Here is a 10,141-nt window from a genome sequence, read left to right on the forward strand (position 1 = left end):
AAAACCGTGATATTTCAAGGTCTTCATGAGTTCCATTTCCCGCGTCTCGACTGACCAAAAACTCATTGAGATGTGGTTGCACGGCCGGCCCATTTCTACCCAAAAAAGAGTACCGCCGCGATGTACAAGTATTCTTTGGGTTTGCAGCTAAAGGCCTGGCAGAGTGCAATTTAGAAGATTTGCAAGCCTACTCCAATTACTTGGGCGAAAAAGGCATTAAATTAAGCACCAAGCGCCGCAAGCTGAATGTGGTGAAGTCGCTCTATAGCTTTGCCGCTAAATTAAATTATGTTCGCTTCAATGTGGCGGCGGCCCTAAAAATACCCAAAGCCAGTAACTCGCTAGCTGGTCGGATTCTCAAGAAGAAAGAAGTTTTGAAGCTGACCGCCAAGCGCCAAAATGTGAAGTTGCGCGATTACTGCTTTTTGAGGCTACTTTATGCCACTGGGATGCGGGTAAGTGAGATATGCCGTCTAGTATGGAGTGATTTTTATGAGCGCGACACTGGGGAAGTTCAAGTAACTATCTTGGGCAAAGGCGACAAACCCCGAACGGTATTAGTGCCAGCAACAATCTGGGCAGAGCTAGAAGAGTTGCGGGGTAAGACGCATGAAAGTTCGCCCGTATTTGCCTCAGTTAGAGGCAACGCCATAGAACGAACAACAGCACACCGGATAATCAAGCAAGCTGCGGCGGCATCTGGGATCAAGTCGGAGGTTTCTTGCCATTGGCTGAGGCACGCGCACGCCCAGCACGCTTACGCTGGCGGCGCGCGCATTGACTTATTGCGGGACTCTTTAGGACACAGTAATATTAGTGTCACGAATGTATACCTAGAGAGCAATCCAGAGGATTCCAGTAGTAACTACCTTGGACTATGAACTACATCAACGTATCCCGTGCAACTGTTGCTGACCTTCAGCCTAGAACCCGACTCTACGTTTATAACGGCGATTGCCTTTATGTAGCCCGAATTGGCAATTGCGATGACTGGGCTGCCTATAAAGGTAGTGTTGATGAAAGTTTGGATGTGGTGGCAGATTGTGGGATAAAGGTTGCAGAAGTTGAGGCGGTGCGGTTGTTTGGAGTTTGCAAAGAAGCTAGGTTGAATTATCGTGTGTGATTAATTAAGCCCGTTGGTCTTTTCATTTAAATAAAGTTTTGCCTTGATGGGATTGTAATTTTCAATATTAATTTCTTTCTTTTTTTGTAAGCAGAGTCTTTTGTTGTGGGGTAATTGTATTACTTCCATAGCACTAATAGAAATATTAGAGAATTCAAATAATTCACAATTTTGCGCTTCTAAAAAGCAAAAGTTCAGGAAAGCTTCAAAGGACGTATAAGTGCAAGAAGTGGAGCAAACAGGATAGTTTTTAGTAATATCTCCTGCCAGGAACACAACTGATGCTGAGTAAATTAACATATCAGATTCGCTCATAGTGCTTGCACCCCTGGCACTCCCCACTGGGATTTATAGCACACCGAATGTAGGGCGATCGCGCATTCCACCTACAACTCGCATCCCCCACGCAACCACGAGGTTCACTGTGTCGGCTACAAGCCTCAATTGCCTCTGCGGTCGAAATTCCAGCTTCGGCTAGGCTACGAAGACAAGAGTCGGCAGATTCCACTTCTGCTCTGTTGCGGCTTAAATAATCTAGTGTTTGAACTAGTCGCCTGTTCTTCCAATCCCAGTACGCCACCCATATCCAAATACCACCAAATATTAGCCCTGCAACAGTAAACCAGCCACCTTGGGCAATCATAAGGACAGTATTTTCGGTAACGGCGATCGCACCCAGTATCGTAAACCAATCAAATTTTTTCATAATGTTGACACCCTTCACATGGGCCGCACGGGTTGACGGTGCATCTTAAATATTGGGATTTTGCATTATATTCGCAACTAACATCTCCTATTGCGTTTATTGCGTTTGGGATTGGAAACATGACTTCAAGTCTTTCCACTTCAAGGCGGCCTCTCAATTCTTGCAAGGGCACACCAGATGGCTCGATACCTGGCATTTGAAATGGCATTACTATCCTTGCTCTGTCTCCATGTCTCGGATAATCCATCAGAATTTGGTCAAAATATCCGCTTCTGGGTATCTCGATTTGTCCTTGTTCAAACATTTGGCGTATTCGCTCAAAATAAGCCAGTCTGTTAGTTATTGGGCGGGTGGTGAAAGTGATGCGGGGTTCATCCGCCCAACTATGGGAGGTGTTCACCTGCTGAGTGTTAGGAGAAAACAGAAACCAGCCTTGTTGACCATCTTCGACCCATCCCAGCAGTTCACCTTGCAGTAACATTCCACCAATTTCTACACCGTCATTTCTTCTGATGGCATCAGATGGAATCCGCGCCCTAATTGTTACTGTTGTGTGGTTGCTGGACAAGTCACCCTCTTGTGTAACCTCGTACAGAATCAGATTAATTGACCTTTTTCCTGCCTGATGAATTTTAGCGAAATGCTCCTCTCTGTACTTGACGATAACCCAGTTTTGACTGTCATCGGGAGCGGTGCTTCTTCTAATGCGATCGCCAAGATCGAACGCTAAACGCTCAAGAAACACGGGATTGGCGCATACAAGCTGGCTGTCATCTAAAATTTGCTCAAAGCTTTGTCGTCCCGAAGATTCTGATTGCCAACAAAAACGAATCTGCCATCTGCGCTCAAAATGGGAATAACGAGCATCAATCTGCGAATAAAAACCCAATCGTTGAATTGCTAGATTCAACAAGCTTTTGATTTTGCTGGTATCGATTTCATACGCAGCATCCGACCATAGACGCAACGTGTAGCTACACTCTTCAACTCTCTCAATCTGGTTCATTTCTTAATAGTTTTGACAACAAACTCTTAGCTTCCCTACAACGATAACTTAGGTTTTCTAACTGACTTTTAAGCATGATTGGGTTGTCTGTCAGGTAGTCAATTATCCCCGATCGCGTCCACTCATCGCAGTTGTGAATAACATTTAATCTCTGTTCCACAGCCTTTAAAGCATCTGCCAATTCCCGATATTTCAAGGTTTGCTGCTTCCTTTCCCACTTATCCAGCCAGGGACGAGGCAAACTATCGGGATCGCGCCCCAGGATGTAAACCTGCTCTAAAAAGTCGATTTTATCTTCCCAATTGCCTTTTAGTTTCCAGCCGTCGTGCTTCTTGGAAAATTTTTCATAAACTATCAACTGGATTTTGAACTTGTCCCAAAGTTTTTGTCTGTGGGTGCGATCGTAGCCAACGAGGCGATCGCACCCTGGGACTCTAAGTGTTATGTAGTGTGAATCAGTAGGAGCCTTCCGTTGATTCAAATACTCACAAATATCACGCCACAACCTGATATCCTCATAGCTTACAGGCTCGTCCCATTTGTCGATTAGCTCCTCACAAAACCTGAGTCCGTCATCAACATCTAAGCAATTTGTCAGGTTGTTATAGGACAAGCGATCGCCATTCGCATCAAAAATCGCATAAGCCCAATACATATCATGCTGAGTCTTGCTCCCTCCCCCAGCGTAAATACAAATCTGTCGGTCACGATAGGGAGAACAACAGCAAAATTTTAGGGCATCCTCAATTCGTTGTGGCGGAAAATTGCTCATAAAAAATCGTTAGACAAATCAGACAAAAAGGTTGCGATCGCTACTCAGTAGGGAATCCTGGATTTGTCCATAAAATCATAATTTCTATATTGTCCAATAATGTCCAGGAAGAAAGATAGCGACAAAATCAAGCTTGCTGAGGCAAAGTATATTACAGGTGTCCCACCTGAAGAAATAGCTGCTGCCCTTGGCGTTACTCGTCGCACTATTGATCGCTGGGCAAAAGATGGTGATTGGGATTCGCACAGACAAAATGCTAAAAACAGCAACGTCGTTCAACTTCAACTAAAGCCTCATGAGAAGCTTAGAGGGACGAAGCTTCGGGAAGCTACTAGACGACGCGACACGAGCGAGGGACTGGATAATATTGAAGTGATTGAAAGTGCGATCGCTGACATCCATGCTTCACTACCAAGTGCGGAACTAGGTAAAGGCAGTATGGCGACGGCACTTGTAAAGCTGATTGAACTGAAGCGTAAACTGAAGCCTGAGACGGTGGCTGATTTGGTCGAACGCGTGATTGAGCTTGATATCGGCCCTGAAGAATTTCTGATTGAGTTGAATAATGCGTGGCAAAAAAGAGCGTAAGCGTTAGACAGCAGTGGGAGCAAGCTGCTGTTAACGCAGCTGCATTGCAGACAGTCAAGGTAACGCTCTCTTTGTCAGACTTTGTGCGAGAAAGCTGGGAAGTTTTGGAACCCAGCACAGAATTGCTTTGGAATTGGCACATTGATGCTATGTGCTGGCATATCCAAGAAACCCTGCTTGATTGGTTTAAGCATAAAACAAATCCGCATTACGTCCAGCGAATCCAAAACCTTTTAATCAATGTCCCGCCAGGGAGTTTGAAAAGTCGGGTGGTATCTGTTTGCACCCCTGCTTGGTTTTGGACGATTTGCCCTTCCTGGAGAGCTATTTTCCTTTCAGCTAATCCCCGCGTGGCTTTGCGAGATAGCGTCTATTGTCGGGATGTGGTTGAGAGTGATTGGTATCAGAAGCGCTTTTCACCAGATTGGAAGTTGCGAGATGACAATAATTCCAAAACAAGTTTTTGGAACACAAAGGGTGGTGTACGCAGTGCATTTGGCTTCAACAGCCGGATCACAGGCGATCGCGGGGATTGCCTTCTCTGGGATGATCCACACGATGCACAAGAAGTAAACTCTGAACTTATCAGACAGGGAGTTATTGATCGCTGGGATAGCGCTATTCGTAACCGAGTCAATGATCTAAAGTCATCTGTGCGGATTGGTATCATGCAGCGCTTGCACGAACAGGATTTATCAGGTCACGTTCTCAAGCAAGGCAGATGGCAACATCTGTGCATCCCCCAAGAATTTGAAACTCAACTTTCACCCACAGCGTTGGGCTGGGTTGACCCTAGAAAAGAACTAGGGGAGTTGATGTTTCCAGAACGCTTCTCAAAGGAGGTATTACAAGAGGAAAAAACAGCACTCGGCTCCTATGGCTATGCCGGACAGCACCAACAACGACCCGCTCCTGCCGACGGCGGACACTTCAAACGCTCATGGTGGAAGTATTACAAAGTCGCACCGGACGATTTTGAGCTAATTATCCAGTCATGGGACTGCACTTTCAAGGAAACCAAAAAATCAGATTTCGTCGTTGGGCAAGTTTGGGGTAAACGTGGGGGACAGTTTTATCTGCTTGACCAGGTACGCGATCGCATGGACTTCCCCACCACGATCGCAGCAATCCGCGCCCTGTCCGCTAAATACCCGAATTCCACCGCAAAACTGGTTGAAGATAAAGCGAATGGCCCAGCCGTGATTAGCTCACTAGAGCGCGAAATACCTGGAATTATTGCCATTGAGCCGGAAGGCGGAAAATTGGTACGTGCGGTTGCGATCGCACCTTTTGTTGAAGCTGGTAATGTTTTCTTGCCCGACCCTAGTATTGCTTCCTGGGTGGGTGACTATGTAGCGGAATTTAGCACTTTCCCCAATGGCAGCAATGATGATCAGGTAGACGGCACTAGTCAAGCAATTAACTGGCTAGCGAGTAAAGTTACTTACTGGGCAGTTAGTCATGACAATACCTGGGGTTCATGAAGTAAATATCAATTTTCAGTACTGCTGCTCATGACTGTATTACTTGCCACCAAATAACCTGATTATATATTTGGTTGCTTGCCTTATGCGGTCGATCGCTGTTAATGAACGGAATTTATTGGCTCAGTCAAATGAGAAGTTAGTCCATAAGGTCGTCCATCGGATGTCCCAGGTGTGCCGGGAGCCTTATGAGGATTTGTATCAATTGGGTTATATCGGGCTTCTAAAAGCAGCCGATCGCTTTGAACCCGCCACGGGAAACGCTTTTAGTTCGTTTGCAATTCCCTACATTCAAGGGGAAATTCAACATCATCTACGTGACCAATGGCAAAGCGTGAAACTTCCACGCACTGCTATTGAAACTAAAGCTAAAGTTCGGAGATTGCAGAAGTCTCTCTTCATGCTTGGCAGAGATATAGATGCTTCACAAATTGCCTTGGGATTAGGCATAAGTGAAGAAAAATGGCGAGAGATAGAAGCACTTGATAGCAATATAACTATTAGTTTAGATGAACTTCTTCATGAGCCTATGCAAGCCGATGATGAAGAGGTTGACGATAGGGCTGTGCTGAAACACTTGAGCAAGCTGCAAGCTAACCAACGAACTGCCATTGTTGAAAAATTTTTCAGCAACAACTCGATTCAAGATATTGCCAAACGCCAAAAGGCGAGTCCCGAAAGAATCAAGGCTTACATTAATTTAGGTTTGGTCAAATTACGCATATCATTAACACAAGAAGAATTATGAATTTATCAGAATTAGCTATTAATATTAATCAGGCTTTTGATAAATCGAAAGAGTTTTACAAAGCTGGAATTAATGAGTTGCAGCAAGCGCTATTGTGCGACAAACAAGCTGGGGATTTATTAATTCAAGTAAAAGCTGAATTACCTTATGGTCAATTCACTTCTTGGGTGGAAGAAAACTGTCGCTTTACGATGCGTCACGCCCAATTTTTGATGAAGATTTCTAGGGAATGGCATCGGATAATTAAACAGTGGGATGAACTAAGAAACGAAACGCGTTTCGCTTCTGATTCACCATTACCTTCACTCAGGGTTGCGATCGCCCTTGCAGCTGCCGAACCAAAACCAGAATCGCCGCCGTCACTGCCAGTTACAAAGTATAAGGTAGCACTAAAAGACCATGCGTGCTACGGGGAGACAGTTGAAGTTAAAGAGGAGTTGAGCAAAGGAGACGTAATACTTTGCAGAACTTCTAAGGGTGAAATTCCCTTCCTCAAAAAAGAACTGGTTCCAGAATCTCAATCTTTGCAGCCAGTGGATGCTGAGATTATTGACGTGGAGGTGGAGGATATTTCTGAGCAGTTGAAAGAGGCGATCGCGCTAGTGATTGAATATTTATCAGAAAATGAACTAAAAGCTGTGCTAGCAGCCAGTTTGAGTATTGGTAAAGAACATCTTCCAAGTGATGCGGCGGGTCTTGCTGCTAAGTTGATAGGCGGACAGGATTTAGCCATTTTAAGTCAAGGCTAGACACTTGCTTTGCTACCTTCCAGCCAGTTTCATTCCCAATCTTTCCTTGCTTTATAAAGGCGAAACTCCCGCGAATGAAAGTATCACTATCCTTTGTCGTTTTTGGGGAGATTCCTATCAATTCTTTAATTTTAGAAGTGGGCAATATCCATTCAAATTCTGCTGCTTTTTCTAGTTCCTCGTAATTAGCCAATACTGATGAGTGCCTTTGATAGGTGTAAGACATCATTTTTTCCATCAGTTCTGCCATGACATTGATGGCAGTCGCCTCACTGTTATTAAATTCAATGTGTCCACTTGGTTTGTCTAACTTGTCCAGTTTGTCCATTTGGACTTCTGGCTGGATGGGGAAATCAGCGATCGCACCCCCGCCCCGAATATGCTTGTCCAGTCTGTCCAGTTGCTCCAGTTGCTCCGAAGAAATCTTACCTGGAGCAACTGGTCTTATTCCTAGCCCATTGATGCGATCGTAAATCGCTTGCCTAGAGTTCAGCCTGTAACGTTCTTGCAGGCTAGATATTTTGATGGTTTGTCCAGTCATTGTTAACTTGTCCAGTCACCCACTGGACAATTCTAATATGTCCAGTGAGTGACTGGACAAGTTAACATCTCAACTGATTCCTTCAATAAATTTAACCATCTCTTCAGAGGTCGAAAGTTTTCCAGCTAGATATAATTGCAATGCTAGTTCAGGCGCTAAATGTCCTTTAGTTTCTGGATGTTTTTGCAAGTCACTAGTAATGGAATCCATTGCCTTTATTACGTGTCCTGCCCGTGCTAATTCTAAAGCTCTTTTTTTAACCCAATCTATATGTTGTTGGCGGGTTTCCAGCATTTTATTAATGATGATTGACACCTGACTATTATGCCATTAGCATAAAGAGCGAGCGCAATATAATATTCTAAATTTAAATTACTCTTGTCTTTTGGAATAATTTTACGGGTGTCCTTGCACACCCGTTTTTTGTAAGATTTTATGATTAATCTTTGCGTCTCCTCGTAAGGTGGCTTGTTGCCACCTTTTTATTGGCGATCGGGAACTCAGTTTACTGATAACTGATGACTGATAGCTGACAATGCTAAAACTTCCCTTTAAGACTTCCCCTAAAGAATTTGAACTAGCTATTATTGGCAATGATATTATTGGCATTTTAGAATTGCCAAAATACGGCGATATTAGTCCCAACGAGCGCCTATTTATTAAAGCGGCTAACCTAACAGATATTCGCATTGCTGCCGTGAAATTAGCGAAAGATATCGCTGTTAAATCAGGTAATAAAGTAATTGATATTTACAATGCTCTAACTCAAGGCGATAGCGAGTCACTGGCAGAGTATTTAGAAGAGTTCGTTACCTTTCAAGATTTGCTAGAGGAAAACTCTTCCGCCCGTAGCTTGGTACTAGCTACTGCCGTAATTCAACGGTTAGTGCCTGACTGGAAACTTGAGAACACTGGCGATCCTAATCAAATTCATCCGCAATTACTGAATTTGGTAATCGAATTCGCTAAAAATGAGGAAGCCGGCTGGCCGATAGAGGCAACCCCAATCACCGAAGAAGATTTGGGAAACTCGACACCGACCCCAGAGATCCCGACTGGACAGAAATCTACTGGCGATGCCGAAGATACTGGCCGCAGGAAGAAAGATTTGGTGAAGGAAGGTTTGGTAGTCAGCCAACCTGGGTAATTTTGCAAGCGCTGCACTATGGCGCAAAGCTTCATCGTGAGGAGTTGCATTTGGCTGAATTGGGCATTGCTACCCTCACATCGTGCTTCGTAAATAGCAACCGCGATCCTAAATCTGAAGCAGCCAAGCCTTCGGACTTTTTCTACTTCACGCCTGTTGAGGATGAGGGCGATCGCATTTCCTCAACTGCTGCTAATGCCTTCTTTGCTTTGGCTGACGCGGGTAAGTTGCCGGGGTGGGTAGTGGCGATCGCCCCTGTGGATAAACTTACCAAATCCCGTAATGGCGATCCATGTACGCCTCTTGTGTGGATTGGTGAGGGTTTGGTACTGCTACAGCCAGTTGTTGATAATGGGTTGGTCAGATTCCCGCTGGGATTTGTTGATGGGGTGAGTGGGGCGATCATCACAGATGGTGGCATCGTAAAAGTTCCAGAACTGGGTCAAGTCTGGGTATTGGAAGGGGAGTTTGCGCTTAGTTGCTAAGATAATGCCAAAATTAGCAACTACAGGCTTCTATGGCTAAAAGTATTGACGAACTCAGACTGGAATATCACGCACTGGCTCACGCCATGCAATCTGGCGTAGCTATGAAAATGAACTACGAGCCAGGCGAAACTACCCCTAAGCATTTAAGGGTAGGTGTGAATAGCACGATGGTTGAGACAGGGGCACTCGCAGCACTGCTAATAGCCAAAGGCGTTTTCACAGAAGAAGAATATTATCAGGCCTTAGTTCAATCAATGCAAAATGAGGTTAACCTCTATAAAGAATGGCTTCGGGAAAGGTTAGGCAATGCCAATATTGAGCTAGGGTGATTCTTACGACTGCCTCATGAAAAATTTTTCATGAGGTATGGGAGTTGATTTGCCGTCCAAACTCCTCTATTAATTCATCAATACCTATACCTCGATTTCGTGCTTCATTTTCAATATTTTCCCAAGCTTTAGGTGTCAAAAACAAAGTTATCTTTTTCTTCGCTCCTTTCCGTTCCATTATCTGTCCATTTTGAATGCGCGACTGCTTACCACAGTCATTGCATTTAAAGCGAATAGATTGAGTAGTGCTGCCTCTCCATATTGTTTTGACCGAATCACACACAGGACAGTGTGGTGGACGTGTCCTTTTTCCTTTAAGAATTGCTTGCTCTGGGGTGCATCCTTCACCAATTCTTTGATGAACTGTTATGGGGGAGACTCCTTTTTCTTTTGCCCAGTCAGATACGCATTGAGTCCGTCCTTCAATTGTGACTAGTATTTTTTTTGGCATTTCACTTGC

The 10,141-nt window shown here is 44.5% G+C and carries 15 protein-coding genes and 1 pseudogene; 9 read left to right on the forward strand and 7 right to left on the reverse strand.

What is annotated here, in order from left to right:
* The first annotated feature begins 65 nt into the window (after positions 1 to 65).
* Together FD723_RS18655 and FD723_RS18660 are read left to right on the forward strand one after the other, a co-directional pair.
* The gene (locus FD723_RS18655; RefSeq protein WP_179066661.1) at positions 66 to 881 is read left to right on the forward strand and encodes a tyrosine-type recombinase/integrase; all 816 of its coding nucleotides are present in this window, start codon (positions 66 to 68) and stop codon (positions 879 to 881) included.
* Entirely contained in the window at positions 878 to 1,123 is a 246-nt protein-coding gene (locus tag FD723_RS18660; RefSeq protein ID WP_179066662.1) for a hypothetical protein, read from the forward strand. The genes FD723_RS18655 and FD723_RS18660 overlap by 4 nt, the downstream gene beginning before the upstream one ends.
* Here the strand turns inward: FD723_RS18660 and FD723_RS18665 are convergent, their stop codons facing one another.
* The 4 genes and pseudogenes from FD723_RS18665 to FD723_RS18680 form a co-directional block, all read right to left on the reverse strand.
* Positions 1,124 to 1,438: a hypothetical protein gene (locus FD723_RS18665; protein WP_179066663.1), complete on the reverse strand. Its 315-nt coding sequence runs from the start codon at positions 1,436 to 1,438 to the stop codon at positions 1,124 to 1,126.
* The gene (locus tag FD723_RS18670) at positions 1,425 to 1,829 is read right to left on the reverse strand and encodes a DUF6464 family protein (RefSeq protein ID WP_179063515.1); all 405 of its coding nucleotides are present in this window, start codon (positions 1,827 to 1,829) and stop codon (positions 1,425 to 1,427) included. The genes FD723_RS18665 and FD723_RS18670 overlap by 14 nt, the downstream gene beginning before the upstream one ends.
* Positions 1,816 to 1,920: pseudogene (locus tag FD723_RS42890) on the reverse strand (DUF6464 family protein); the annotation flags it as partial. The pseudogene FD723_RS42890 and the gene FD723_RS18670, both read right to left, overlap by 14 nt.
* A 901-nt stretch (positions 1,921 to 2,821) precedes the next feature.
* Positions 2,822 to 3,607, reverse strand: coding sequence for a hypothetical protein (locus FD723_RS18680; RefSeq protein ID WP_179066664.1), 786 nt, complete (start codon positions 3,605 to 3,607; stop codon positions 2,822 to 2,824).
* Between the two features lie 99 nt (positions 3,608 to 3,706).
* Here FD723_RS18680 and FD723_RS18685 point away from each other — a divergent pair, with 99 nt between their 5' ends.
* The 4 genes from FD723_RS18685 (at position 3,707) to FD723_RS18700 (ending at position 7,176) form a co-directional block, all read left to right on the forward strand.
* Positions 3,707 to 4,195 (forward strand): helix-turn-helix domain-containing protein, encoded by a 489-nt coding sequence (locus FD723_RS18685; protein ID WP_179066665.1) that lies wholly within the window; start codon positions 3,707 to 3,709, stop codon positions 4,193 to 4,195.
* Positions 4,177 to 5,679 (forward strand): phage terminase large subunit, encoded by a 1,503-nt coding sequence (gene terL / locus FD723_RS18690; RefSeq protein ID WP_179066666.1) that lies wholly within the window; start codon positions 4,177 to 4,179, stop codon positions 5,677 to 5,679. The genes FD723_RS18685 and terL overlap by 19 nt, the downstream gene beginning before the upstream one ends.
* Positions 5,680 to 5,764: 85 nt before the next feature.
* Complete coding sequence (locus tag FD723_RS18695; protein WP_179066667.1) at positions 5,765 to 6,427, forward strand: sigma-70 family RNA polymerase sigma factor; 663 nt, start codon at positions 5,765 to 5,767, stop codon at positions 6,425 to 6,427.
* On the forward strand, positions 6,424 to 7,176 hold the full coding sequence (locus FD723_RS18700; RefSeq protein WP_179066668.1) for a DUF3102 domain-containing protein: 753 nt from the start codon (positions 6,424 to 6,426) through the stop codon (positions 7,174 to 7,176). Before FD723_RS18695 ends, FD723_RS18700 begins: the two co-directional genes overlap by 4 nt.
* Here FD723_RS18700 and FD723_RS42195 read toward each other — a convergent pair.
* A complete protein-coding gene (locus FD723_RS42195; RefSeq protein WP_218651742.1) occupies positions 7,130 to 7,717 on the reverse strand; it encodes a hypothetical protein in 588 nt (195 codons plus the stop codon). The two genes, FD723_RS18700 and FD723_RS42195, sit on opposite strands and share 47 nt — an antisense overlap.
* A 69-nt stretch (positions 7,718 to 7,786) precedes the next feature.
* Entirely contained in the window at positions 7,787 to 8,032 is a 246-nt protein-coding gene (locus FD723_RS18710) for a hypothetical protein (protein ID WP_218651743.1), read from the reverse strand.
* A gap of 220 nt (positions 8,033 to 8,252) precedes the next feature.
* On the opposite strand from FD723_RS18710, the gene FD723_RS18715 reads away from it, so the two are divergent.
* The 3 genes from FD723_RS18715 to FD723_RS18725 are packed head-to-tail and all read left to right on the forward strand — an operon-like array spanning position 8,253 to position 9,681.
* The gene (locus tag FD723_RS18715) at positions 8,253 to 8,864 is read left to right on the forward strand and encodes a hypothetical protein (RefSeq protein ID WP_179066670.1); all 612 of its coding nucleotides are present in this window, start codon (positions 8,253 to 8,255) and stop codon (positions 8,862 to 8,864) included.
* Positions 8,865 to 8,866: 2 nt separating this feature from the next.
* The gene (locus tag FD723_RS18720; RefSeq protein ID WP_179066671.1) at positions 8,867 to 9,349 is read left to right on the forward strand and encodes a hypothetical protein; all 483 of its coding nucleotides are present in this window, start codon (positions 8,867 to 8,869) and stop codon (positions 9,347 to 9,349) included.
* A 32-nt stretch (positions 9,350 to 9,381) separates the two neighbouring features.
* Positions 9,382 to 9,681, forward strand: coding sequence for a hypothetical protein (locus FD723_RS18725; RefSeq protein ID WP_179066672.1), 300 nt, complete (start codon positions 9,382 to 9,384; stop codon positions 9,679 to 9,681).
* A 28-nt stretch (positions 9,682 to 9,709) separates the two neighbouring features.
* Here the strand turns inward: FD723_RS18725 and FD723_RS18730 are convergent, their stop codons facing one another.
* A complete protein-coding gene (locus tag FD723_RS18730; protein ID WP_179066673.1) occupies positions 9,710 to 10,132 on the reverse strand; it encodes a hypothetical protein in 423 nt (140 codons plus the stop codon).
* Positions 10,133 to 10,141 lie beyond the last annotated feature (9 nt).

The organism is Nostoc sp. C052, assembly GCF_013393905.1.
Classification (GTDB): domain Bacteria; phylum Cyanobacteriota; class Cyanobacteriia; order Cyanobacteriales; family Nostocaceae; genus Nostoc.